We start from the raw sequence: 23,805 nt of genomic DNA on the forward strand, positions 1-23,805 counted from the left end.
GTCTTACACTCCGAAGATGCTGGCGCCGGTATCCGCGGTGCCTACAGCGTTGCGAAACGCGCCGAACAGATCGCGCCCGACACCATGTTGGTTGGCAGAAAGGTCAGCCGTGGCCGGAGTGCGGTCAAGCACACCTGGGGTGAGGATTTCGAGCGCGCCGTTTACGGCATCCACGCGCAGAATGTCGCCGTCCTGCAAATAGGCGATCGCGCCGCCATCCAGAGCCTCGGGGCAGATATGAATGGCAGCGGGAACCTTGCCGGAGGCGCCGGACATACGGCCATCGGTCACCAGCGCCACCTTTTGCCCCCGGCCCTGAAGGATCGACAGCATCGGCGTCAATGAATGCAATTCGGGCATGCCATTCGCTTTGGGTCCCTGAAAGCGCACAACGACGATGACGTCATCCGTAAACTCTCCGGCTTTGAACGCCGCCTTGACCGCATCCTGAGTTTGGAACACCCGTACCGGGGCCTCGACCACCTGATGCTCGGGGGCAACCGCCGAAACCTTCATCACTCCGGTACCCAGATTGCCGCTGAGCCGCGAGAGACCTCCTGTAGGTTGGAACGGGTCTTTGGCGGGGCGCAATATCTTGTCATTCAGGCTGTGGCCTGCGCCGTCCTCCCAGGTCAGATCGCCGTCTTTCAGCTTGGGTTCTTTGGTATAATTGTGCAGCCCCTGCCCCGCGACGGTCAGCGTGTCGGGGTGCAGCAACCCGTCTTCGAGCAGCGTGCCAATGCAATAGCCCAGCCCGCCCGCGGCGTGGAAATGGTTCACATCAGCCAGTCCGTTGGGGTAGACCCGCGCAACCAAAGGCACCACGGCGGAGATTTCGGAAAAATCCTGCCAATCCAGCACGATGCCGCCCGCGCGCGCCATCGCGATCAGGTGGATCAGCAGGTTTGTCGACCCGCCCGTGGCCATCAGACCGACGATGCCGTTCACAAAGGCACGTTCGTCAAGTATCTGGCAGACCGGCGCATAGTTGTTGCCCAGCGCACTGAGCGACAGAGCACGGCGCGCACCTTCTTCAGTCAGCGCATCGCGCAGCGGTGTGTTTGGATTAACAAAGCTGGATCCCGGAAGGTGCAGGCCCATGAACTCCATCAGCATCTGGTTGGTATTGGCGGTGCCATAAAAGGTGCAGGTGCCGGGGCCATGATAGGCGGCCATCTCGGCGGCCATGAGTTCGGCGCGGTTGATCTCTCCGGCGGCGAATTTCTGGCGGATCTTGGCCTTTTCGTCATTTGGCAAACCGCTGATCATCGGGCCTGCGGGCAGGAATACAGCAGGCAGATGGCCGAACGCCTGCGCGCCGATCACAAGGCCGGGCACGATCTTGTCGCAGACCCCCAGAAACACGGCAGCGTCATAAGTGTTGTGGCTCAGCGCCACCCCTGTGGCCAGCGCGATCACATCACGCGAGAACAGCGACAATTCCATTCCCGCCTCGCCCTGCGTGACGCCGTCACACATTGCCGGTACGCCACCTGCCACCTGTGCGGTTCCACCTGCGGCGCGGATCGCATCGCGGATCAGGCCGGGATAGCGCTCGAACGGCTGATGGGCCGACAGCATGTCGTTATAGGCAGTAACAATGCCCAAATTGCCCGCCGTACCAGTGGCCATCGATTGTTGGTCATCGCCTGCGCCGGCATAGGCGTGGGCCTGACCGCTGCAGGACAGATGCGCCCGCGCCGGGCCTTTGGCCCGGGCCTGTTCCATCCGCTCAAGATGCGGGCCACGCAAATCGGCGCTGCGCGCTATAATCCGTTGCGTGACGTCGGTGATAACTGAATTACCCATGTCTAACCTCCGATCTGACGCCAGCGGCGCCCGTCGCGATGCATCAGCATCAGAGCTTCTTCAGGCCCGGAACTGCCTTGATCATATTTCGATGGCCGGTCACCCCGGTTTTCCCAACCCTGAATAATAGGGTCAACCCAAGCCCAGGCGGCTTCGGCCTCGTCGCCACGCATGAACAGGGTCTGGTCACCGCGGATCACATCCATCACCAGCCGTTCATAAGCGTCCTGAGCCCGCGCATCTGCGCCCAGCGCCTCGGCAAAGCTCATATCCAGCGACACATCCGACAGGCGGAACCCGCCCGGACCAGGATCTTTGATGGTGGTGCGCAGGGTGATCCCTTCGTCCGGTTGCAGACGGATCACCAGCACATTTCCATGCAATGGCCCTACATTGGGGAAGATAGTGTGTGGAGGATCCTTGAAGTAGACGGCGATTTCCGACTCGCGAGCACGCAAACGTTTTCCGGTGCGCAGATAAAAAGGCACCCCAGCCCAACGCCAGTTACCCAAATGAACCTTTAGCGCAATATAGCTTTCTGTCCGGCTTGCAGGGTTGCCGACATGGTCCAGATACCCGTCACCGCCCTCACCCGTGCGGTATTGACCGCGGGCGATATCCGCAGGCATCACCGGCTCAAGCGCCTCGATCACTTTGACCTTTTCATCGCGAACCGCGTTGGGAGAGAACTTGGACGGCGGCTCCATCGCAGTCAGGCACAGCAGCTGTACCAAGTGGTTCTGGATCATATCCCGCATTGCACCCGACTGATCGTAATAGGCCCCGCGCCCCTCGACGCCGACGGTTTCAGCCACGGTGATCTGGACGTGGTCGACATGTGTTGCGTTCCACAACGGCTCGAACAGGGAATTGGCAAAGCGCAGGGCCATCAGGTTCTGCACGGTCTCTTTGCCCAAATAGTGGTCGATCCTATAGATCTGATGTTCTTCGAAACAGGCGCGCAGCCCTTCGTTCAGCGCTTTGGCCGAGGCCAAATCATGACCAAACGGCTTTTCCACAACGATACGACTGTCAGGCGTTGCAAGATCGTGATCGTTCAGCCGTTTCGCAATGCCCGAGAACAAGCTTGGGCCGACAGAAAGGTAAAACGCTCGCACAACGTCTGGGCGCAATGACTTGGCCAGATTGTCCCAGCCCGCATCACCCAAGGCATCAACCTGTACATATTCCACGCGTGACAGAAAGCGGTCCAGAACGTCTTTTTTGAATTCCGGCGCGAACTCTTTCATCGAGGCGCGTATCTGATCCCGAAACGCGTCGCTATCAATGGCGGATCGGGCAGACCCGATAATCCGGGCTTCGTCTGGCATCTGGCCGACTTCGAAACGATGACACAAACCCGGCAGGATTTTTCGCTGCGCCAGATCACCGGTCGCGCCAAACAGCACCAGATCGAACGGGTTAACGGGAATTACGCGTGAAACCATCGTCGGGCTCCTTCAATCCTCTGCTGAACCACAATAGCACTTAAAGCTAACAGCGCCGGTGAATAGAAAATGTTATCGCTAACATTCACCATTTCCTTAGGCAAAGCGAGAAAAGAAAGCAAGGGTGGATTTGACGCACTACCCCTGGCTGCGTAACCATTCCATCACAGCCGGCCGCACGGATTGCTCTCCGCGATGACGAGCGTCCGATATGATCTTGCGCACTGCTTGCAGATCTGCCCGCAACAATACGCTTTTGACCGGCCCAATCGACGCCGGGCGCATCGACAACGTCCGGATTCCCATCGCGGCCAGACACAGTGCCTCGACCGGTCGTCCTGCGTCTTCACCGCAGAAGCTGAGCGGCGTATCCGAGATGTTGCAGCGTTCTACGATCCGTTCGATAAAAGTCAGGAAACTGACATTCAGCGAGTCATAGCGGCGGCGGACCAACTCGTTTTCACGGTCAGCAGCAAAGAAGAACTGTTTCAGATCATTGCCACCAATCGAAATGAAATCGACTTCGTCAAAAAACTTCTGCGGTGCAAAAGCGAGTGAGGGTGTTTCCAACATCGCTCCGACTTCAATACTTTCAGGCAGGGCATGGCCCAGACGTTTCTCGCGGTCGATGGTCTTATTCACTTCCCATCGCGCTTCATAATACTCTTCCGCTTGTGCCACGAATGGGAACATGACCGTCAACGGACGACCATTGGCGGCCCGGATCAGAGCCTGCAGCTGCATCCGCATCACGCCGCGTTTATCCAGGCCAACCCGAATTGCGCGCCAGCCTAAGGCCGGGTTCGGCTCCTCGATATGTTTCATGTAGGGCAGAACTTTGTCAGACCCGATATCCAGCGTGCGAAATACCACGCGCTTTTTATCGGCCGCATCCAGAACCCGCTGATATTGCGTCACAAGCTCGGAACGCTTGGGCATCTTATTGCGGATCAGGAACTGGAGCTCGGTACGAAACAGGCCCACGCCTTCGGCACCGGAATTGTTCAGCGAAGGCAGGTCCGCCATCAGACCCGCGTTCATCACCAGATTGATCCGCTCTCCATCCCGCGTCACCGTTGGCGTTTCGCGGATTGAGGCATAGCGTTCCTGCGCCTTGGCCTGCATCGCGACCTTATCACGGAACGCGCTGACCACGGTATCTTCTGGTCTCAGCTGCACAGTGCCCTGATCGCCATCAACCAGAATATGGTCTCCGTTCAGGGCCTCGGTCGTAATGCGCCCGACATGGACCACCAGTGGTATGGCCAAAGCACGGGCAACAATGGTGGCATGGCTTCCGACCGAGCCCTCTTCGAGCACGATGCCTTTCAAGGACCGGCCATATTCCAGCAGGTCACCTGGACCGATATTCCGGGCAACCAGGATTGGGTCCGGTGGCAGGTCGGCACTGTTTGTCTGCCCTTGCCCGGTCAAAATGCGCAGCAGACGGTTGCTGAGATCGTCCAAATCCGCCAATCGCTCGCGCAGATAGGGGTCGGAGACTTGGCTCATGCGCGCGCGCGCCTGGGATTGTTCCTTTTCCACCGCAGCTTCGGCGCTAAGCCCAAGTGCAATGTCCTCCTCCATTCGGCGCATCCAGCCCTTGGAGTTGGCGAACATGCGATAGGCTTCCAGAACCTGCAGCTGTTCCTTGTCGCCGTTCTTGGATATCTCGAGCATCTTGTCGACACCGACGCGCAATTCTTCGACCGCCTCGGTCAGACGTTCTTGTTCGCGATGCGGGTCATCGGCAATCGGGTTGGTAACAACAACGCGCGGTTCGTGCAGCCAGACATGGCCTTCGGCCGAGCCCTCTTGTGCAGGGCCGCCTGTAAACTGAACCGGTTGCTGGTGGCGTGGCGACAGGGCCGCGCCCTCGCCAACGAATGCTCCCAGTTCAGCCATTTCGGCCAGAACCATTGCAACCACTTCCAGCGCATAAACTTCATCCGCAGAATATTCGCGCGCGTTTCGGGACTGAACAACCAGAACGCCAAGCTTTTCACCCAGCCGCTGAATCGGCACACCCAGAAAAGACGAGAAACGCTCCTCGCCCGTTTCCGGCATATAGCGAAAGCCCTTGGCTGACGGCGCATCGGGCGTGTTCACGATTTTGCCGGATTTCGCGACGCGCCCCACCAGTCCTTCGCCCATGCGCATACGGGTCTTATGAACAGCCTCGGGCGACAGGCCTTCGGTCGCACAAAGTTCCAGGGTTTCTTCGTCGCGGAACAGATAGATCGAGCAGACCTCGGCCCGGATACTGTCTGCGATCAGGTGAGTGATCCGGTCAAGACGTTCCTGACCCGCAGCTTCGCTCGCCATCTCTTCACGCAGCCGCACCAGCAGCTTACGGGATTCTGTTTCAGTGCCGTCTGCCATAGCCCAACCAGTCTAAGGTTTCAGGCGTGACCCTTGGCTGAATTGCTCAGGCCGCCTTGTCCAATTCAAAGGCATCATGCAGTGCCTGAACCGCAAGTTCCATGTATTTCCTGTCCACCAAGACGGAAATTTTTATCTCAGAGGTTGTAATGACCTTGATGTTGATACCCTCATCCGAGAGTATCTTGAACATTTTTGCCGCAACACCCGATTGCGAACGCATTCCAATCCCGACCACAGAAACCTTGCAGACATCATTATCTGCGACCAGGTCGGCATAGTTCAGCTCTCCTCGGTCTTTCACAGCCAACAGCGCCTTTTCGGCGCGCGTCACCTGATCCGTGGGGCAGGAAAAGGTCATATCCGTGCGCCCTTCGTCCGAGATGTTCTGAACGATCATATCCACATTCACGCCCGCGTCGCTAAGCGCCGTGAAGATGATCGAGGCGATACCGGGGCGGTCCGCCACGGAAACGACGGTCATCTTGGCCTCGTCACGAGAATAGGCCACACCGGCCACAACATTGGATTCCATGATATCCTCCTCGTCGCAGACCAGCGTACCGGCCTCGTCGGATTGTTCTTCAAAACTTGAGAGAACGCGCAATTTCACTTTATATCGCATCGCCAGCTCAACCGAGCGGGTTTGCAGCACCTTAGCCCCAAGCGAGGCCAGTTCCAGCATTTCTTCGAATGAGATCCGATCCAGCTTACGCGCTTTTTGGCAGATGCGCGGGTCGGTCGTGTAAACGCCGTCTACATCGGTATAGATGTCGCAGCGCTCGGCCCCGAATGCAGCAGCAAAGGCCACGGCAGTGGTATCCGACCCGCCACGGCCCAGTGTCGTGATACGGCCTTCGGGGCTGAGACCCTGGAAACCCGCCACAACGGCCACTTTCATACCCTCGCCGAATTTCTGGTTCAGGTTGTCGGTCGGGATATCCTCGATCCGGGCCTGGCTGTGGGCGCTGGTGGTCAGCAACGGCACCTGCCAGCCCTGCCAACTGCGGGCTGGTATGTCCATCTCTTGCAATGTCAGCGCCATAAGGCCGGCGGTGACGTTTTCCCCCGAAGACACCACGGCGTCATATTCGCGCGCATCAAACAGTGGCGAGGTTTCGTTGACCCAGCCCACCAGCTCGTTGGTCTTGCCCGACATGGCCGAGACGATGACGATCACGTCATAACCCTTGGCCACCTCAACGCCGATGCGCTTTGCAGCACGGCGGATACGGTCCAGATTTGCGACGGATGTGCCGCCGAATTTCATCACGAGTACGGGCATGGGGGCTGATGTCTCCGCGCCTTGGAATTCAGATCCCGTGCGTCTTATGCGAGGGGGGCCGCAAGAGCAAGAGTGCAATACCGCATCAGTCAGGGCCTAGCATCGCTTTACAACCGCGTATGACGGTGTAAGCCTGACGCATCAAATTCACTACGAGGTATTCAATGCACCGTCTTGCCCTTGTCCTTGCCCTATTTTCCACACCTGCGGCGGCGCAAGTCGCCTCGCTGACCGGCACCGACGGTCAAAACGCCTTGGGGAAGGTGCCCTGTGCGACCAGCCCAGGCGAGGCGATGCGCACTTGCAACGCCGAAATGCGGCGCCGTGACGACGGCAGCTCTACGCTTGCGGTTGCGATGGGAAATGGCGAAGTCCGCAACATCTATTTCACCGATGGCATCCCGGATTCAACAAATTCGGCAGCTAAGATCACCTATGAAAACCGAGGCGATGTTATGGTGATTTTCGTTGATCCCGGTGAGGTATATGAGATCCCTAAAGTCGCTCTTGCCCGTCAGTAAGGGTGCGACTGGCCTTCATAGGTTTCAAAGCACCCGGTACTTTCAAGTGACAGAGTATCGAAACGGTTGATCAGGCCCTGAACAGCCTTATCAACCGTGATATCAGCCCCGGTCCCACCCATATCCGTCTGAACCCAGCCGGGGTGGTAAATGCCTACTGAAATGCCGTCGCCGCGCAGGTCCACAGCCAGATTGCGCCCCAGGTTTAGAACCGCCGCCTTGGACGAGCGGTAGATATAGCTGCCACCAGGTGCCCGCGTGTGCGAGGCCATCTGCGAGGATAAAATCGCAATCTTGCCCTGTGCCGCGCGCAGATTGGGCAACAAGGCCTGAACTGTCAGAAAGACCCCCGTCACATTGGCAGCGAAACTCTGCGCCCACATTTCGGCGGGGTAGCCATCGATGGTTTGGGATTTATCCAGATATACACCGGCATTGCAGACCAGCAGATCAACAGGGCGCATTGCCAGTTTTTCCGCCATCGCTTTATGTTGTTTCGGGTCTGTTACATCCAGCGCCACCTCCGCGCTGCCATCCCGAGCCGTGCCCGTTACGTCGCATCCTTGCGCACGATACCTGTCCGCCAGAACCTTTCCGATCCCCCGCCCAGCACCGGTGATAACAACATGCATCGGCTAGTTCGTCTTGCGCGAAGGTACGAAAGGCAGCGGCGCAACAGGTACGCCGTCATCGATCAATGCCCTGGCTTCTTCTGGCTTGGCCTCGCCATAGATCGCACGTTCCGGCGCGTCGCCCAAATGAATCTTACGGGCCTCTTTGGCAAAATCCTTGCCAACGTAATCCGAGTTGTCCTCGACTTTGCGCCGCAGCTCGGAAAGGGCTTTCTCGACATCAACGCTTGGCGTTGCCATGTTGACGACCTCATCCCGAGATGCCGGGACCGTGGTACGAGATTCGACCGTACGTCCGGGGCGGACACGCGGGGTCATGATTGCTTTTTCAACTTGCGGATCACCGCACACAGCGCATGTCACCATGCCCGCGGCGGCAAGTTTGTCGTAAGCGGCGGCTGATTGAAACCAACTGTCAAAGCTGTGACCGCTATTACATTTCAACGCATATTGAATCATGTTCTGTCCAAATGTCGGATGCCAAATAGATACCAACCACTATTGCAATGGCAAGCCCCTGAGGGGGACATCAGTGATACAAATGCTCTACATTGCGTAACAATGATGCAAGATCGGGCGAATTAACCCGAGAGGCGGCATGTCCCAGCGAAAACCACCTGCGCTTGCGCTCTTGCCATTCAGGGTATCGCGCGGCCAGGGATTTGACCACCAGCGGATAGACATCGACCAGATAAACCGCTGATCCTTTCTTGTGCCGCCGCTTGTAGTGCAGGAACTGCCCAAAGGCATTTGGGGTACATGTACCGGTCACACCAGCCTCTTCCCAGGCCTCTTGACTGGCCGCACCGGAGGGCGAAAGGCCATCAATCAAATTCCCCTTGGGTATGATCCAGCGACCGGAACCACGCGTCGTAATAAGCAACACCTCTGGCGTGCCGCTTTGGACACGATAGCACAGAGCCGCCGATTGCCGTACGACTCGTACAGTGCCCGCTTGATGCAGGTTGAGTTGCCTTTGCTCGATCACGTCCTGCTGCCTCTTCAGGGAACGTTGTATATGCCCGCCCGATGCGCTTTTGCGCTTATTTAGCGGGCCCGCATCTGAAGAATGCCATATGAAGTGTTATTTTTCAATCCCTTGCATCCGCGCCTCAAGTTTGCGGACCAGAACCTCATGCGGGATATCGGCATCTACCGACAGCCGCCTGAGGCCAAAGTGGACGCGGGCAATCTGTTGGTAATAGCGGGTATAGACGTAATTCGTCCCGCCACCGGCAATGGCGCCCAACACAGGCACGGATTGCGCAGCCAGTTTTTGCCCCAAAACCACCGCCAGTTTCGGGGCAACGGCAGATATCAGCTTTTGCAAAGCTGGGCCTGTCAGGGTCAGACGCGCCGAAAAGAAACCCAGATCCGCGCCGTCATCGAAAGACATCGGACCAGCGGCTGACAATACCCGGACACAGTCGAATTTGACACCAACCTCTGAAGGGTCAAACCCTTCGCGCGCCGCAGCGCCCTGAATTGAACGCAGCAGCATGGTCGTGGTTGCCGGTAACTCCATCAATGCGGTCGGAACGCCACCGATACCGCCTGCAGCTCCCATGGCTGTCGTCAGGGCCGTATTGACCCATGGCAACTGATCGGGCACCGCCCTACGCGACCCTTCAGCCGCGTTCATCGCAATCCAAAGCGCCTTTTCTGTCGCCCCAGTTAGGGCTTCGCGCACAGATGGCGGCAGCTGTTCAAGCAACGACTCTGCCGAGCCACCGACACTGTTCAACAGCTTAACGCCCGGCCCTCCGGCGGATTGGTAAAATCCGGCCAAACGGTCCAGTTCCGCTTCGGCATTGAGTTTTCCGACAAGAACCATGTCCTGCATAAGTACCCTCCTGCCCCTAGAACATCGGCACTTACCGCAACGGTTTCAATAGCTCAGCGGCTCCAGCGGGTTACCGGACCAGTTATTCCGTCCCATCCGCCGGGTATCAGGTCCACGCCCAGAACCCGATCCGGGTTGGTTGGCGGGGGCATCTCGACCCCGGTCAGACGGGTGAATCCAAACCGAGCATAATAGGGTGCATCCCCGACCAACATGACCCTGTCCCAACCCTTGGTTCGCCCGGCCCGCAATCCTTCATGGATCAAAAATCCACCCAGTCCTTCACCTTGATGGGTCGGGTGGACGGCCACAGGGCCCAAAAGCAGCGCGTCCTGATCGCCAACATGCACGGGCCAGAATCTTATTGCACCTGCCAGGATATCCTGCCCGTCCCGCACCACTTGTGACAAGCCTGACATTGGCGGAACATCATCGCGCAGGCGGTACGAAGACAGCGCCTCGCGCCCGGGCGCAAAGCACAGATCGTACAAAGCCTCGACCTCCCACCAATCGTCCGGCTCCTCCGGCCTGATCACGAATTGCTGCACTCTGCCCTCTTTTCCTAGCTGGAATTCGCCCTAGCACTTCGTTACGCCTTGGGCAAACGCTTGGAGACCTTATGTTCTATCGCCCAGAAGACGGCCACGGCCTGCCACACAATCCGTTCAACGCCATTATCACCCCGCGCCCGATCGGCTGGATATCAACCCGTGGCGCGGATGGGACCAACAACCTCGCGCCCTATTCGTTCTTTAATGGTGTGGCCTACACACCCCCGCAGGTCATGTTTGCCTCGACCGGAACCAAGGCCGATCAGGACGGTGGAAAGGACAGCATCGCCAATATCGAGGCAACAGGCGTATTCTGCGTGAACGTTGTCGCCCACGCCCACCGCGACGCAATGAACGCCAGTTCAGCCGCGCTGCCCAAACATGTCGACGAGTTCAAACACGCCGGCCTTACCGCAATCGAATGCGAGACCATCCCCTGCGCCCGTGTCGAAGGTGCCCCAGCCGCATTGGAATGCAAGCTCACGCAGATCGTGACCCTGCCCGGACAGGCGAACCGGGTTGTGTTCGGCGAAGTGACAGGAGTGCATCTGCACGACGACCATATGCGGGATGGCAAATTCGATGTGACGTCTTTCAAACCACTGGCACGGCTTGGCTACCGGGATTATTCGGTCGCGTCCGAGCTGTTCAGCCTTTCAAGACCGGATGACTAATGCCTTTACCTGACGCATCGCGCCGATACCCAATCACATTGCCTGACGGCTCGGACCACCCGGGAACGGTCTTCCTGTCTCAGGCTATCGACCACCCCAGAATAGAAGCCGGTGAATACAGCTATGCGTCGGATTTCGACGCACCAGAGGATTGGGCGCAGCGCCTTGCCCCTTATCTATTCCCGTTTTCCCGCGAAAAACTTGTCTTGGGTAGATTCTGTCAAATCGCCCACGGCGTCCGGTTCATCACTTCATCGGCCAATCACGCCATGAGCGGGGCGACATGCTATCCTTTTCCCGTTTTCGATCCCGAAAAGCTGTTGGAATATCAACCTGACAGGCGCGATACCGTGATCGGAAATGACGTTTGGATCGCATACGGTGCCTTGATCATGCCTGGCGCTGAAATCGGAGATGGCGCCATTATCGGTGCAGGATCCGTCGTGCGCGGAACAGTACCGCCGTATGCAATCGTGACAGGCAATCCTGCAGAAGTACGACGGTATCGGTTTGAGGCCGGTACAATCGACCGGCTGCTTGCTTTGAAGTGGTGGGATTGGCCAACTGATCTGATTACCGAAGCCGAAAGTGCTCTGCTGTCCGGAAACGTCGATATGCTGGAGCGTTTAGCCCCCTAAAAAAGGCGGCCCATTTGGCCGCCTTTCACAATCAGTGCCCACCCAGAATGCCGGTGCGAACAGAATAATCGACCGCCAGCGCGTAATCGGGGTCATCGTCGCTGTCGACCATCAAATGGCCTGCCTTGTTCAGCAGTTTGTGACAGTCACGACTGAGGTGACGGAGCATGACGCGCTTTCCTGCGGTTTCATATTTCGAAGCGATGTTCTCGATGGCCTGCAATGCCGACTGATCCACCACACGGCTTTCGGCAAAATCGACAATCACGGTTTCCGGGTCGTTTGAAACGTCGAATATCTCAACAAATCCCTCGGACGAACCAAAGAACAGCGGCCCTTGAATCTCGTAGACCTTTGCGCCTTTTTCCGTCAGTGAATCGCGGGTGATTGCATGGATACGCTTGGCGTTATTCCAAGCATAAGCCAGGGCCGAGACGATCACACCAACAACAACCGCTACCGCCAGGTCCTCCATCACAGTCACGACTGTCACCAGCACGATGACAAACGCGTCCATCAAAGGCACTTTGCGCATGATCTTGAACGAATTCCAGGCGAAGGTCCCGATCACCACCATGAACATGACCCCGACCAAAGCGGCCAATGGAATCTGCTCAATCAGCGGGGAGGCGAACAGGATGAATACCAACAGGAACAGCGCCGCTGCGATACCGGCAATGCGCGTACGCCCACCTGATTTCACGTTGATCATGGACTGACCTATCATGGCACAGCCGCCCATGCCTCCGAAAAAGCCAGTGGCCACATTGGCAAACCCTTGGGCGATACATTCTTGCGAGGCACCGCCACGTTTGCCGGTGATTTCGCCAACAAGGTTCAGGGTCAGAAGCGACTCGATCAGGCCAATCGCTGCCAATATTACGGCGTATGGCAGGATGATCTCAAACGTCTCCCAGTTCAGCGGCACCATCGGGATGTGGAACGGCGGCAAGCCACCTTCGATCGAGGCAAGATCGCCCACCCGTGGGACGTCCAGTCCAAAACCAATCACCAATGCTGCGACGACCATGATCCCTGCCAAAGGCGCCGGGACAATGCGTGTAATGCGCGGCACGATAAGGATCACCGCCATAGTCAGGCCGACCAGACCCAACATGGTAAAAAGCTGAATACCGGAAAGCCATTCGCCACCGCTCATGCCATGGCCCGTGTTTTCCATGCTGCCGGGAACTTTGAACTGGCCCATCTGGGCCAGAAAAATCACGATGGCCAATCCGTTCACAAACCCCAGCATCACTGGATGTGGTACCAGCCTGATAAAACGCCCCCAGTGCATCGCCCCTGCGATCAGCTGCAGTATTCCCATCAAAACAACTGTAGCGAAGAGGTATTCGACCCCATGTTCTGCCACCAAGGCAACCATCACCACGGCCAGGGCCCCGGTTGCGCCCGAAATCATACCCGGACGCCCACCGATCAGTGCAGTAATCAGCCCCACCATGAACGCAGCATACAAACCAACCAGAGGATGCACGCCCGCGACAAACGCAAAGGCCACCGCCTCAGGGACCAAAGCAAGTGCAACCGTCAGGCCGGACAGCAGCTCGATCCGAAGGCGCGAGACGGTCAGGCCCTCATCCGGAACCCAACGAAGATCAGGTTTGGCGATACGATTGGCAAAGCTTGCCAGCATAGCTCGGGGCATAGGGCGTCCTGTTGGTTTATGGGTTCGCGCGAAAAAGGGACTTCTATCTGTGAACCGGTTTTTGAGCCACCGCATCAGGCGGGAGGCTGATATGCGCAGCACGCATAGCACATATCTCGCGAATAGGTGAATTGATGTCGGTTCGTTGCCGTCACACCTTGGCTTGATGCTCTGCCTGGCTCGGATAGCAACGACCCGAACCCCTGCGAAAAAGTGATAGAACCACCGGGCGTTCACCCTTGTCAAACCAGGCAGCCCAGCGCACAAATCCTTGAACAAGCACCGTAATCGGAGAAAACCAGTGACCCAGACCAAGATTGCCGTCATCGGCGGATCAGGCATTTACGACATCGACGGATTGGAGAATGCGCAATGGGTCTCGGTTGAAACGCCTTGGGGTAAACCTTCGGACCAAATACTGACCGGCGCGCTGAACGGGATCGAGATGGCTTTCCTGCCTCGCCACGGGCGTGGCCACATTCATTCGCCGACGGACGTGCCCTATCGCGCCAATATTGACGCGCTGAAACGTCTGGGGATCACGGATGTGATCTCGATCTCGGCCTGCGGATCATTCCGCGAGCATATGGCGCCCGGAGATTTTGTTGTCGTCGACCAGTTCATCGATCGCACCTTTGCGCGGGACAAAAGCTTTTTTGGCTCTGGCTGCGTGGCCCATGTCAGCGTTGCACACCCAACCTGCCCGCGCTTGTCAGATGCTTGTGAGACTGCTGGCAAGGCCGCCGGCATCACCGTTCATCGCGACGGCACCTATCTGGCGATGGAGGGGCCGCAGTTCTCGACACTGGCAGAATCCAAAATGTACCGCGAGCATTGGGGCTGCGATGTGATCGGAATGACCAACATGCCCGAGGCTAAACTCGCCCGAGAAGCCGAGCTTTGTTATGCTTCGATCGCGATGGTCACCGACTATGACAGTTGGCACCCGGACCATGGCGAGGTCGACGTGACCGCCATTATCGCCACCCTGACCGGGAACGCCGAAAAAGGCCGAGCGCTGGTCAAGGGCTTGCCAGAGTTGCTGGGGGCAGCGCGCCTGCCCTGCCCGCACGGGTGTGACCGGGCGCTGGAATACGCGATCCTGACCGCGCCAGAAAAACGTGATCCGGCGCTGCTGGCGAAACTGGACGCAGTCGCGGGGCGGGTGCTCTAGCGATTGGTATCAACCCTATTCCGGTCGGCCGCATCAGTACTTAACCGAAAGGCAGCCTTTTAAGTTCGGTACGGGCGGCAGGGAACGGAGAGGATAGGAATGAAACGGCTCGAGGCCCTGGACGCCGCACGCTTTCTGGCATTTTGCGGCATGGTGCTGGTGAACTTTCGCATCGCGGCGCAGGTCAAACCGACAGATGACTGGGCATCGGCGCTTGTCGATGCACTGGAAGGTCGTGCTGCTGCATTGTATGTCATTCTGGCCGGGATCGGTATTGGCCTGTCCAGCCCTTCTGCTAGGATTCTGTTACGACGGGCTGCATTTCTGTTCGTACTTGGCCTGATCAACATGACCATGTTTGAGGCCGATATCCTGCATTTCTATGCATTGTATTTTGTTGTCGGCGCGGCGTTTCTGTCCTCGTCGATCTTTGGGTTGTGGCTTGGCGCATGCAGTGTCGTTGTCCTGGCCGTTCTCGCCAGTCTTATCTTTGACTATGATCAGGGATGGGACTGGCTTTCCCTGACCCATACCGACCTGTGGACGATACCGGGCTTTGTACGAAACTTGCTGTTCAATGGTTGGCACCCCGTTCTACCTTGGGCAGCGTTCTTGCTGATCGGTATGGCGATTGGGCGATCGCAACTACAGACGGTCTGTGTTCAGCACCGTTTGATCATGTGGGGATTTGGCGCAGCCGTTCTGGCCCTGTTTCCGCAAAAGCTGACAACCGATCCTGACCTGGCCGCCTATCTGGGCACTCAATCCATCCCTCCGGGGCCGTTTTACATTTTGGCCGGGGCTGGAACCGCCTGTGTGGTGATCGGCCTGTTGCTAAAGCTCTGGCCGCGGATTCAGGGGCTGGGCGCCGCGATGGCGCTGACTGCGCCCGGACGGCAAAGCCTGACGCTTTATATTGCGCATATCGTAATCGGGATGGGCATTCTGGAAGAGGCCGGCCTGCTGGACGGATCGCTCAGCGCGCCACAGATCGTTGGCTACGCCTTGGGTTTCTGCGTGCTGTCCTCAGGATTTGCGCTGCTATGGTTCCTGCGCTTCAGACGCGGACCACTTGAGGCGTTGATGCACCGCGTGACCCGGCCCTCAGGGGCTTGACCTTTGCCCATCACCAAAGCTTGATACTGGCGTATCTTAATCGGAGATCACATGCCCTTTGACATCTGGCTGGCCTTTGTGGCCGCATCCACCGCTTTGCTGCTGATCCCCGGCCCCACTGTTCTGCTGGTGCTCAGCTATGCGCTGTCCAAAGGCCGCAGCGTTGCCGTAGCCTCGGCCACCGGGGTGGCGGTTGGCGATTTGGTGGCCATGACAGCCTCATTGCTGGGATTGGGGGCGTTGGTGCTGGCCTCAGCTACGTTGTTTTCTGTCCTAAAGTGGGTCGGCGCGGCCTATCTGGTCTGGCTGGGCATCAAGTTACTGCGCAGCGCCCCATCGGCGGGGCTGCAAGCGGTTGAACCTGACGCAGATATCACTGCGCGAGGCGTCTTTGGTCACGCGGCCGCTGTAACCGCCCTGAACCCCAAATCGATTGCGTTCTTTATCGCCTTCGTGCCGCAATTCCTGCGCCCTGCCGAACCTTTGGGCCCTCAATTCGCGATCCTGATAGGCACCTTCGTCGGGCTGGCCTGGTTGAACGCATTGGCCTATGCCCTTTTGGCAGATCGGCTGCGCCATATGATCGGCCGCGCAAGCACCATTCGTGCATTGACGCGTTTCGGGGGGCTGACCCTGATCGGTATGGGGATCGCCACGTCAATCCTGCGTCGCCCGGCCTGAGGGCCTAATCTACAGCGTGATCCTTCATAAATCCGCGAATAAACCGCCTGATTTCCCGCGCCGCCGACGTGTCGAGTTCCCTGCACAGCTCTACAAAAGCATCGCGCTCGCCACGATCCAGCCGCAGAACCAGCTGGCTGTCCTTTTTGACTGAAATCTTACGATCTGTCCCCGACATGCACTTTGTCTCCAAAAGACTTCAGAAGAAATAAAACGTATATACTTAGTATATATAAAACATATGATGGGCAGCTAACAACCTTGCGGAATCTTTGCAAGTAGCCTGTGTTCAATTCAGGTAATTCTTTTTCGGAACCAACGCATTGGCTAAAAAAGACGACGTCTCGGAAAACCTATCTGGTTTTTTCGGTGAGATAGGCAATCGCACGTTCTAGGAAGATTGCAAGCCAGCACGTTCATTCTGTTCTTGCATGACCGTCCCCGATGGGCCAAACAACCCAGCGTGTTTTGACGCCAGAAGGGGTTGGTCATGTCAAGAAACAAGTCGGTCAAGGATTACATCCGAACCATCGTCGATTTTCCGCACGAAGGGATCATGTTTCGGGATGTCACCACCTTGTTTGCGGACCCGCGCGGGTTTCGCATGGCGATTGACCAGATGTTGCACCCCTATGCTGGCGAACAGATCGACAAGGTCGTGGGGCTTGAGGCGCGCGGTTTCATTTTGGGCGGCGCCATCGCTCATCAGCTGAGCGTCGGTTTCGTCCCCATCCGCAAAAAGGGCAAGCTGCCCGGCACAACAATCAGCCAGGATTACACGCTGGAATATGGCGAGGCTATCGTCGAGATTCACGATGACGCCATCCAACCGGGTGAGAAAATTCTGGTCGTGGATGACCTGCTAGCCACCGGAGGCACCGCCGCCGCCGGGATCAAACTGATCGAACGGCTGGGCGGCGAGATCGTGTCATGTTCCTTCATCATTGACCTGCCAGAACTGGGCGGGCGCAAGGTTCTGGAAGAGATGGGCATGGATGTTCATGTCCTGTGCGAATTCGAAGGACTCTGACGGATCCCGCACTTACAGCCGCAGGACCGCGCCGGGGTTCATGATCCCTTTGGGGTCCAACGCCGATTTGATCGCCCGCATCGCGCTCAATTTGACCGGATCGCCATATCGCTCCAGATCTTCGGTCTTCAATCGCCCGATACCGTGCTCTGCGCTGACAGAGCCCTGGAACTCATGCACAAGGTCATGAACGGCTCTTTTTACCTTCGCACTTTCGGCGTCATACTCTGACCGGGAATGCCCGTTTGGCGGAAACACATTGTAATGTAGGTTGCCGTCGCCCAGATGCCCGAAACAGTTCACCCGATACGGACCAAGCGCGGCCACAACATCTGCACCACGCCGGATAAATTCTGGGATGGCCGAGATCGGCACCGAGATATCGTGGCTTGAGACCGACCCGATCAGCCGGTTTGCATCCGGAATACGCTCGCGCACGGCCCACATGTCCTGCCGCTGCGCCTCGCTTTGTGCAATCACCGCATCGGTGACCAGCCCACGTGCCTCAGCGGCCTCGTACAGCACCTCAAACGCGGTTTCAGGTGATTGGCCCATCGACAAGCCAATCTCGATCAGTACAGACCATTCGGGCGGCTCGGCAAAGGCCTGCCGCGTGTCTGGCAGAACCTCACTCAGGAACAAAAGACCCTGTTGGTGAAGCAATTCAAATGCACTGACGCTGTCCCCCATGAGGTCCCGCGCCAGCGCCAGAAAATCAACCGCCGCTTCGGCAGAGGTGACCTGAACCATGGCCGTTCCAACCGCCTCAGGGCGGGGAAACAGCTTGAGTGCCGCCGCAGTGATGATCCCTAGCGTCCCTTCGGCTCCGATCAAAAGATTGCGCAGATCATACCCGGTATTGTCCTTTCGCAACCGGCTGAGCCCATGCCAGATTTCGCCGCTTGGTAGAACCGCCTCAAGGCCCAGACACAGGTCACGGGCGTTTCCATAGCGCAACACGTTAACTCCCCCTGCATTTGTCGACAGGTTCCCTCCGATCCTACATGACCCCTGTGAGGCAAGGGAAAGTGGAAATAACCGGTTCGCGCCTTCGGCAGCCGCCTGCACATCTGCAAGGATCACACCACCTTCTGCAATCATCACATTCTCTGTCGGATAGACAGCCCGGATCGCTGTCATCCGCTCTAGCGAGATCAGCAAAGGCGCAGGCCCGTCCGACGTCACCTGACCGCCAACCACACCGGTGCCGCCCCCATATGGCACCACCGGGACCGATGCCTCGGCAGCCAATCGGATCAGAACCGCCACCTCCTCGGCCGTTCTGGGCACCGCAAGCACCCCCGCCTGCCCGGAAATCCGACGGCGCGGCTCCTCGAGATATCGCGCGGTGACCGGTCGCAGCACTTCATCCGGCAAGGCGGCGCGAATTGATTGGGTGAATTGATCGTCTGCGGGATTCAGGGTCATGCCCATTCCTTGCCCAAGGCAACGGGTCCCGACAAGCCCTATTCCAACTCGATCAGGTATTGCGGCTCTAACACAACCACCGTTGGCCGGTCCGGAAGTGAGCGCAGGGATACGGTGATTTCCGACACGCCATCGCGCTCAACCGGGAAATCGCCCCTGACATCCACCAGAAACCGATCCAGCGAATAGTCCGAAAACCAATGCATCGGAATAATGACCGAGCTTTTCAACCGTTTCAGAACAGAGATCATTTCGGGCAGCGGCATGGTCGTCCCGCCATCAACGGCGGCCATGACAACATCCAACCGCCCAAGGGCCGCAAATTGCGCGTCCGATGGGACGTGGTGCAGATGACCCAGATGCCCGATACACAAGCCCGCCACCTCAAACACAAAGATCGAATTGCCACGTTCTTCGACCCCGCCATAAACAGAACGGATATCGGTCGAGACATTGCGCACCAGCATCTCGTCCAGATCCAGATGATGTTCGATCCCCTCCCCGAACACGCCCCACCCCTCCAGCACATGCGGAATGGCGGGATCGGGGTATTCGGTCCAATGGGTGCCATGGGCGTGGTTCATCGTCACCACATCGGGAATCAGACTGGCCCCGCCGATGAACCCGGTGAAATCCGTCACGGCGTTCAACCCGCCCTGCGTCTGGATCAGGAAAGACGCATGCGCGACATAGCTGATCCGAACCGAATGCTCCGGCACCGGATCCTGCCAGGCTGCTTTATGCAGGTACTCGATCCCCGGCGCCGCATCCGCAATGGCGATGCAATGGCTTGGCCGACGCTCCTGCGCCACAGCCCCGCCCGAGATCACCATCAATGCAAAAACCACCCAGCGCATGACGTGATTGTAGCGCAAGAGCCCGCCAAGTCATGCCCCTAGTTCATCTGGCCAAAAATACCTCGGGGTTTGGGGCAGAGCCCCAATGGCCTCACCGAGGCCACCTACCCCGCTTCTGTCTTCCCGCGCCGGTCCGACCGCAGACAGGCATATAACACATGCGTTCGCCAGCGCCCGTCAATCTGCAGATAGGACTGCGCCACGCCTTCGTATTTAAAGCCCGAGCTTTCCAGCAATCCGCGCGAGGGTTTGTTTTCGGGCAGGCAGGCCGCCTCGATCCGGCTCAGGTCCAACCGCGTGAAGGCATGATGGACCACCGCGCCAATAGCCTCGCGCATATACCCGTTGCGAGCAAAGGCTTGGCCCGTCCAATAGCCCAGGGTCCCCGCCTGTGCCGGGCCACGGCGCACATTGTCCAGGGTGATTGCACCGACCAGCAGGTCATCAGAGCGCCGGAACAGAAATAACGGGATCGCCGTCCCACTCGCAACCGAGCGCTGCGCCCAGTAGACACGGTTAGTAAAGGATTTCCGGCTCAAGTGGTCCGAGGCCCAGATCGGCTCCCACTGGGTCAGAAAGTCTCTGGACGAGCGTCGCAGCGCCGCCCAGTCGTTAAAATCGGAGTGCACGGGCGGGCGCAAGCTGAGCCGCTCGGTTTCAAGTTTCAGCTTGCGTCTGCCCAGAAGCATCACGCCGCGCGCCTCTCCTGCAAGTCCGCGAGTGTGGGTGCACCTGATACCGGACCATACAGCGCCAGCGCCGCTGGCGCTTGTGCTGCTATCTGCTCGGCAAAGCTGCGGACATCTTCGGTGCTGACCGCGTCAATCTTGGCGACTGTATCCTCAAGCGACGGCACCCGTCCCCAGATCTGCACCAGACGCGCCAGACGCTCGGCCCGGTTCGAGGGGCTTTCCAGCCCCATCAGCATTCCGGCCTTCATTTGCGCACGAGCACGGGCGACCTCTTCGGGGCTCATATCCTCGGCGGCACGTTTCATTTCGTCAATGGTGATCGTCGCCAACTCACCGATCTGATCCGCAGATGTGCCCGCGTAGATCGTGGTAGTGCCCGTGTCGGCATAGGCGCCGGCCTGGGCAAAGATCGTATAGCAAAGCCCGCGTGTTTCCCGAACTTCCTGAAACAAGCGCGAAGACATACCCCCGCCCAGCGCGGTCGAATAAATCTGCGCGGTATAGATCGCGTCGTCGCGATAGCCGGGGCTTTCCAGCGCCAAAGCGAAATGAGCTTGCTCCAGTTCTTTCTCCTGCCGCGCCTCACCACCGGTAAATCGGGCCACTTCAGGGATCAAACCCTTGCGTGGTTGCAGGTGACCAAACATCTCTTCGGCAGTTTTCATCAGTGCATCGTGATCCACCGCACCAGCAGCGGATAGGATCATCTGTTCAGGGCCATAATGCTCGGCCACGAAACCCGACAGATCCTCGCGCGAGAATGCGCTGACGCGTTCAGTGGGGCCAAGTATGGTCCGGCCCAGGGGCTGATCGTGATAGCTCTGCTCTTGCAGCCAGTCAAAGATTACATCGTCGGGCGTGTCATAGGCCTGACCGATTTCCTGTAGGATCACACCGCGTTCGACCTCAATCTCGCGCGGATCGAAGATCGGGTTCAGGACGATGTCACCGATGACATCCATCGCCAGCGCCACATCGTCTTTTAGAACGCGCGCGTAATAGGCCGTCACTTCGCGCGAAGTATAGGCGTTGATATACCCGCCCACATCCTCGATCGCTTCGGCAATTTGCAGCGCGGATCGCCGTTTGGTTCCCTTGAACGCCATATGCTCAAGGAAATGGGCTATGCCATTTTGTTCGATCCGCTCATTTCGCGCACCGGCGGTTACCCAGATGCCTATGGCCGCAGATTGCAGCCCCGGCATATATTCACTGACGATACGGAAGCCGTTCTTCAGTTGGTCTTGTCTGACAGTCACTCGGCGATATGCCCTTTGATATGATCCTCAAGGGCGCCCAGATCATTGGCGATGCGGGTCACCCGTTCCGGACGTTCATACAGATCAGACATGCGAGAGGGAAGAGGCGGATGTATGCCACTCGCATTCTCGACCGCAGCCGGGAACTTGGCCGGGTGTGCGGTCGCCAAAGTGATCATCGGGACGTTCGCGTCGCGGTGCTCCTCGGCAACTTTGATACCCACGGCAGTATGGGGGCAGACCAGTTCGGTGCTGTGGGCCAGCGTGGCTGTGATCGTCGCCAGTGTTTCCTCTTCGGACACGCGGCCCGAGTCGAAGCTTTCGCGCAACGCTTCCATCGCGCCTTGGCCGACATTGAAGCCGCCCGTCTTCAGCTCGTCCATCAGCTGAGCCACAGAATTGCCATCCTCGTCATAGGCATAATACAGCGCCCGTTCAAAGTTCGAGCTGACCTGAATATCCATCGAAGGGCTAATCGAAGGGATCGTGTCTCCCTTGAAATACCCTTCGCCTGCCAGACACCGATGCAGAATGTCATTCTGGTTGGTCGCCACTACCAACCGGTCAATCGGCAAGCCCATGCGTTTGGCCAGGTAGCCCGCAAAGATGTCCCCGAAATTACCCGTAGGCACGGTAAAGCTGACCTTGCGATGTGGCGCGCCAAGGCTGACCGCAGCTGAGAAGTAATAGACGATCTGTGCCAGCACGCGGGCAAAGTTGATCGAGTTCACCCCCGCCAGTTTCACACCGTCACGGAAGTCGAAATCGTTGAACATATCCTTCAACGCGGCCTGACAGTCGTCAAAGTCCCCGTCGACGGCCAGAGCATGCACATTGTTGTCCGCAGGTGTGGTCATCTGACGACGCTGCACCTCGGAAACGCGGCCATGCGGATACAGGATAAACACGTCTACCGCATCCAGCCCCCGGAACGCCTCAATCGCGGCCGAACCGGTATCACCGCTGGTCGCGCCCACGATAGTCACCCGATCCCCGCGACGCTTCAGCGCCACCTGGAACAACTGACCGATTAGCTGCATGGCGAAGTCTTTGAAGGCCAGTGTCGGGCCGTGAAACAACTCCAGCAGGAAGTGGTTCTCGTTCAACTGCTTCAACGGTGCGCGGGCGTCATGGCCGAACCCTTTATAGGCGCGGGCAATGATCTGTTTGAACTCATCTTCCCCAAATGATCCGCTGACATAGGGCCACATCACGCGAAAGGCGATGTCCTCATAAGACAGTCCTGCCAACGCGGCGATTTCATCGTGGCTCAAGACCGGGATTTCAGCGGGCAGATACAGGCCTCCGTCGCGGGCCAGCCCGGTCAGCATCGCCTCTTCAAAACTCAGTTCGGGCGCCTGCCCGCGGGTTGAGACATATTTCATTGCGCTTCACTTTCTGATGGGGCGCGACCGCGCCACAGGAAATAACCAGTCATCGCAGCCCAGACCAAAGCCAGGCCAAACCATGTGATTGCGTACCCCAGGTGATCATTCGGGATGCCTGCTGTATTCACCGGCAAAGGTGTCAAATTCGGATCGGTCCGGGATCGTGCGATTACCAGAACCGGGTCGGTTCCCAGAGCTGCAGCAAGATTGGGAACATCGCGGGCAAACCAGATATTGGCATCCACATCTGGCTCGGGCGTATAGCCGTCGATCTCATCCGGCCAGTGCAGATTGCCCGTCAGTTCGATCTGCCCGGTTTGTCTTTCAACCTGTTTGGCAGTGGTTGGGATAAAACCGCGATCGACCAGAATAGTCCGGTCGCCAGTATCGAAAGCTTGGATAACCCGATAGCCAGCGCCTACTTGTTTCACCGAAACCAGAACATGGATTTCACCCGGCTGCATCTCACCCTGGACGAAAACCGGTAGGTACTTGTCCCGTGTCTCGGAAGGCTGCTGCGGCAGGGAAACAGGCTCGGCAGAGATCCGGTCGTTAATCTCGGCCAACACGTCTTGTTTCCACCCAAGCCGCTGTAGCTGCCAGACGCCCAGCGATACAAGTACGCCCAGACCGGCGAGCCCGAAGATCAGCAGGAAAGTTATGCGGCGCATGGCGGGGTCAAACCTTGTTGCAGAAACCGGCGTCTTGTTAAGGGCGGTGTGAACTGAATT

Annotated in this window: 24 protein-coding genes; 7 read left to right on the plus strand and 17 right to left on the minus strand. The window is 58.0% G+C overall.

The window, feature by feature from the left end; all coding sequences use genetic code 11:
- Positions 1–3 precede the first annotated feature (3 nt).
- From edd to AC2FHW_RS16135, 4 genes are all read right to left on the minus strand, one after another.
- Positions 4–1,809 (minus strand): phosphogluconate dehydratase, encoded by a 1,806-nt coding sequence (edd, locus tag AC2FHW_RS16120; RefSeq protein WP_271950465.1) that lies wholly within the window; start codon positions 1,807–1,809, stop codon positions 4–6.
- 2 nt (positions 1,810–1,811) lie between these two features.
- Positions 1,812–3,257 (minus strand): glucose-6-phosphate dehydrogenase, encoded by a 1,446-nt coding sequence (zwf, locus tag AC2FHW_RS16125; protein WP_142638040.1) that lies wholly within the window; start codon positions 3,255–3,257, stop codon positions 1,812–1,814.
- A 138-nt stretch (positions 3,258–3,395) separates the two neighbouring features.
- Positions 3,396–5,639 (minus strand): phosphoenolpyruvate--protein phosphotransferase, encoded by a 2,244-nt coding sequence (gene ptsP / locus AC2FHW_RS16130; protein WP_496703337.1) that lies wholly within the window; start codon positions 5,637–5,639, stop codon positions 3,396–3,398.
- A gap of 46 nt (positions 5,640–5,685) precedes the next feature.
- Positions 5,686–6,924 (minus strand): aspartate kinase, encoded by a 1,239-nt coding sequence (locus tag AC2FHW_RS16135; protein WP_496703335.1) that lies wholly within the window; start codon positions 6,922–6,924, stop codon positions 5,686–5,688.
- A gap of 164 nt (positions 6,925–7,088) precedes the next feature.
- Here AC2FHW_RS16135 and AC2FHW_RS16140 point away from each other — a divergent pair, with 164 nt between their 5' ends.
- Entirely contained in the window at positions 7,089–7,445 is a 357-nt protein-coding gene (locus AC2FHW_RS16140; protein WP_142638033.1) for a hypothetical protein, read from the plus strand.
- On the opposite strand, the gene AC2FHW_RS16145 is transcribed toward AC2FHW_RS16140, so the two are convergent.
- From AC2FHW_RS16145 to AC2FHW_RS16165, 5 genes are all read right to left on the minus strand, one after another.
- The gene (locus AC2FHW_RS16145) at positions 7,439–8,077 is read right to left on the minus strand and encodes an SDR family NAD(P)-dependent oxidoreductase (RefSeq protein ID WP_281973265.1); all 639 of its coding nucleotides are present in this window, start codon (positions 8,075–8,077) and stop codon (positions 7,439–7,441) included. The genes AC2FHW_RS16140 and AC2FHW_RS16145 overlap by 7 nt on opposite strands.
- Positions 8,078–8,080: 3 nt before the next feature.
- Complete coding sequence (locus AC2FHW_RS16150) at positions 8,081–8,536, minus strand: DUF1178 family protein (protein ID WP_271950473.1); 456 nt, start codon at positions 8,534–8,536, stop codon at positions 8,081–8,083.
- A gap of 70 nt (positions 8,537–8,606) precedes the next feature.
- A complete protein-coding gene (locus tag AC2FHW_RS16155) occupies positions 8,607–9,065 on the minus strand; it encodes an NUDIX hydrolase (RefSeq protein WP_496703331.1) in 459 nt (152 codons plus the stop codon).
- Positions 9,066–9,161: 96 nt separating this feature from the next.
- Positions 9,162–9,920, minus strand: a complete 759-nt coding sequence (locus tag AC2FHW_RS16160; RefSeq protein WP_496822237.1) for an EcsC family protein — start codon at positions 9,918–9,920, stop codon at positions 9,162–9,164.
- Positions 9,921–9,973: 53 nt separating this feature from the next.
- Positions 9,974–10,468: a GNAT family N-acetyltransferase gene (locus tag AC2FHW_RS16165; protein WP_142638024.1), complete on the minus strand. Its 495-nt coding sequence runs from the start codon at positions 10,466–10,468 to the stop codon at positions 9,974–9,976.
- Positions 10,469–10,539: 71 nt separating this feature from the next.
- On the opposite strand from AC2FHW_RS16165, the gene AC2FHW_RS16170 reads away from it, so the two are divergent.
- Together AC2FHW_RS16170 and AC2FHW_RS16175 are read left to right on the plus strand one after the other, a co-directional pair.
- Positions 10,540–11,145: a flavin reductase family protein gene (locus AC2FHW_RS16170; protein WP_142638022.1), complete on the plus strand. Its 606-nt coding sequence runs from the start codon at positions 10,540–10,542 to the stop codon at positions 11,143–11,145.
- Positions 11,145–11,783, plus strand: a complete 639-nt coding sequence (locus AC2FHW_RS16175; protein ID WP_142638020.1) for a CatB-related O-acetyltransferase — start codon at positions 11,145–11,147, stop codon at positions 11,781–11,783. Before AC2FHW_RS16170 ends, AC2FHW_RS16175 begins: the two co-directional genes overlap by 1 nt.
- A gap of 31 nt (positions 11,784–11,814) precedes the next feature.
- Here the strand turns inward: AC2FHW_RS16175 and AC2FHW_RS16180 are convergent, their stop codons facing one another.
- On the minus strand, positions 11,815–13,449 hold the full coding sequence (locus AC2FHW_RS16180) for a SulP family inorganic anion transporter (protein WP_496678305.1): 1,635 nt from the start codon (positions 13,447–13,449) through the stop codon (positions 11,815–11,817).
- A gap of 301 nt (positions 13,450–13,750) precedes the next feature.
- Between AC2FHW_RS16180 and AC2FHW_RS16185 the strand changes: the two genes are divergently transcribed.
- The 3 genes from AC2FHW_RS16185 (at position 13,751) to AC2FHW_RS16195 (ending at position 16,420) form a co-directional block, all read left to right on the plus strand.
- Positions 13,751–14,623, plus strand: coding sequence for an S-methyl-5'-thioadenosine phosphorylase (locus AC2FHW_RS16185; protein ID WP_271950485.1), 873 nt, complete (start codon positions 13,751–13,753; stop codon positions 14,621–14,623).
- Positions 14,624–14,722: 99 nt separating this feature from the next.
- Complete coding sequence (locus AC2FHW_RS16190; RefSeq protein WP_271950487.1) at positions 14,723–15,739, plus strand: DUF418 domain-containing protein; 1,017 nt, start codon at positions 14,723–14,725, stop codon at positions 15,737–15,739.
- A gap of 51 nt (positions 15,740–15,790) precedes the next feature.
- Entirely contained in the window at positions 15,791–16,420 is a 630-nt protein-coding gene (locus AC2FHW_RS16195) for a LysE family translocator (RefSeq protein ID WP_142638012.1), read from the plus strand.
- 4 nt (positions 16,421–16,424) lie between these two features.
- Here the strand turns inward: AC2FHW_RS16195 and AC2FHW_RS16200 are convergent, their stop codons facing one another.
- Entirely contained in the window at positions 16,425–16,598 is a 174-nt protein-coding gene (locus AC2FHW_RS16200; protein WP_185956707.1) for a hypothetical protein, read from the minus strand.
- A 312-nt stretch (positions 16,599–16,910) separates the two neighbouring features.
- On the opposite strand from AC2FHW_RS16200, the gene AC2FHW_RS16205 reads away from it, so the two are divergent.
- Positions 16,911–17,450 (plus strand): adenine phosphoribosyltransferase, encoded by a 540-nt coding sequence (locus AC2FHW_RS16205; protein WP_142638010.1) that lies wholly within the window; start codon positions 16,911–16,913, stop codon positions 17,448–17,450.
- Between the two features lie 12 nt (positions 17,451–17,462).
- Here the strand turns inward: AC2FHW_RS16205 and AC2FHW_RS16210 are convergent, their stop codons facing one another.
- The 6 genes from AC2FHW_RS16210 to AC2FHW_RS16235 all read right to left on the minus strand — a co-directional run bounded on the left by AC2FHW_RS16210 (position 17,463) and on the right by AC2FHW_RS16235 (position 23,745).
- Positions 17,463–18,878 (minus strand): FAD-binding oxidoreductase, encoded by a 1,416-nt coding sequence (locus AC2FHW_RS16210; protein ID WP_271950490.1) that lies wholly within the window; start codon positions 18,876–18,878, stop codon positions 17,463–17,465.
- 38 nt (positions 18,879–18,916) lie between these two features.
- Complete coding sequence (locus AC2FHW_RS16215) at positions 18,917–19,735, minus strand: MBL fold metallo-hydrolase (protein ID WP_271950492.1); 819 nt, start codon at positions 19,733–19,735, stop codon at positions 18,917–18,919.
- 104 nt (positions 19,736–19,839) lie between these two features.
- Positions 19,840–20,424 (minus strand): GNAT family N-acetyltransferase, encoded by a 585-nt coding sequence (locus tag AC2FHW_RS16220; protein WP_271950493.1) that lies wholly within the window; start codon positions 20,422–20,424, stop codon positions 19,840–19,842.
- Positions 20,424–21,686 carry a M16 family metallopeptidase gene (locus tag AC2FHW_RS16225; RefSeq protein ID WP_496822240.1) on the minus strand — a complete coding sequence of 421 codons (1,263 nt, stop codon included), beginning with the start codon at positions 21,684–21,686 and terminating at the stop codon, positions 20,424–20,426. Before AC2FHW_RS16225 ends, AC2FHW_RS16220 begins: the two co-directional genes overlap by 1 nt.
- A complete protein-coding gene (gene thrC / locus AC2FHW_RS16230) occupies positions 21,683–23,071 on the minus strand; it encodes a threonine synthase (RefSeq protein WP_496822242.1) in 1,389 nt (462 codons plus the stop codon). The genes AC2FHW_RS16225 and thrC overlap by 4 nt, the downstream gene beginning before the upstream one ends.
- Positions 23,068–23,745 (minus strand): SURF1 family protein, encoded by a 678-nt coding sequence (locus tag AC2FHW_RS16235; protein ID WP_271950497.1) that lies wholly within the window; start codon positions 23,743–23,745, stop codon positions 23,068–23,070. Before AC2FHW_RS16235 ends, thrC begins: the two co-directional genes overlap by 4 nt.
- Positions 23,746–23,805 lie beyond the last annotated feature (60 nt).

The organism is Ruegeria sp. YTSA108, assembly GCF_059610185.1.

Excerpts from the sequence above, each read along its gene's own strand:
- AC2FHW_RS16145 (WP_281973265.1), bottom strand. The coding sequence starts at position 8,077 with ATGCATGTTGTTATCACCGGTGCTGGGCGGGGGATCGGAAAGGTTCTG.
- AC2FHW_RS16200 (WP_185956707.1), bottom strand. The coding sequence starts at position 16,598 with ATGTCGGGGACAGATCGTAAGATTTCAGTCAAAAAGGACAGCCAGCTG.
- AC2FHW_RS16235 (WP_271950497.1), bottom strand. The coding sequence starts at position 23,745 with ATGCGCCGCATAACTTTCCTGCTGATCTTCGGGCTCGCCGGTCTGGGC.
- AC2FHW_RS16215 (WP_271950492.1), bottom strand. The coding sequence starts at position 19,735 with ATGCGCTGGGTGGTTTTTGCATTGATGGTGATCTCGGGCGGGGCTGTG.
- AC2FHW_RS16170 (WP_142638022.1), top strand. The coding sequence starts at position 10,540 with ATGTTCTATCGCCCAGAAGACGGCCACGGCCTGCCACACAATCCGTTC.
- edd (WP_271950465.1), bottom strand. The coding sequence starts at position 1,809 with ATGGGTAATTCAGTTATCACCGACGTCACGCAACGGATTATAGCGCGC.
- ptsP (WP_496703337.1), bottom strand. The coding sequence starts at position 5,639 with ATGGCAGACGGCACTGAAACAGAATCCCGTAAGCTGCTGGTGCGGCTG.
- AC2FHW_RS16190 (WP_271950487.1), top strand. The coding sequence starts at position 14,723 with ATGAAACGGCTCGAGGCCCTGGACGCCGCACGCTTTCTGGCATTTTGC.
- AC2FHW_RS16205 (WP_142638010.1), top strand. The coding sequence starts at position 16,911 with ATGTCAAGAAACAAGTCGGTCAAGGATTACATCCGAACCATCGTCGAT.
- AC2FHW_RS16135 (WP_496703335.1), bottom strand. The coding sequence starts at position 6,924 with ATGCCCGTACTCGTGATGAAATTCGGCGGCACATCCGTCGCAAATCTG.
- AC2FHW_RS16175 (WP_142638020.1), top strand. The coding sequence starts at position 11,145 with ATGCCTTTACCTGACGCATCGCGCCGATACCCAATCACATTGCCTGAC.
- AC2FHW_RS16140 (WP_142638033.1), top strand. The coding sequence starts at position 7,089 with ATGCACCGTCTTGCCCTTGTCCTTGCCCTATTTTCCACACCTGCGGCG.
- AC2FHW_RS16150 (WP_271950473.1), bottom strand. The coding sequence starts at position 8,536 with ATGATTCAATATGCGTTGAAATGTAATAGCGGTCACAGCTTTGACAGT.
- zwf (WP_142638040.1), bottom strand. The coding sequence starts at position 3,257 with ATGGTTTCACGCGTAATTCCCGTTAACCCGTTCGATCTGGTGCTGTTT.
- AC2FHW_RS16180 (WP_496678305.1), bottom strand. The coding sequence starts at position 13,449 with ATGCCCCGAGCTATGCTGGCAAGCTTTGCCAATCGTATCGCCAAACCT.
- AC2FHW_RS16220 (WP_271950493.1), bottom strand. The coding sequence starts at position 20,424 with ATGCTTCTGGGCAGACGCAAGCTGAAACTTGAAACCGAGCGGCTCAGC.
- AC2FHW_RS16210 (WP_271950490.1), bottom strand. The coding sequence starts at position 18,878 with ATGACCCTGAATCCCGCAGACGATCAATTCACCCAATCAATTCGCGCC.
- AC2FHW_RS16160 (WP_496822237.1), bottom strand. The coding sequence starts at position 9,920 with ATGCAGGACATGGTTCTTGTCGGAAAACTCAATGCCGAAGCGGAACTG.
- thrC (WP_496822242.1), bottom strand. The coding sequence starts at position 23,071 with ATGAAATATGTCTCAACCCGCGGGCAGGCGCCCGAACTGAGTTTTGAA.
- AC2FHW_RS16195 (WP_142638012.1), top strand. The coding sequence starts at position 15,791 with ATGCCCTTTGACATCTGGCTGGCCTTTGTGGCCGCATCCACCGCTTTG.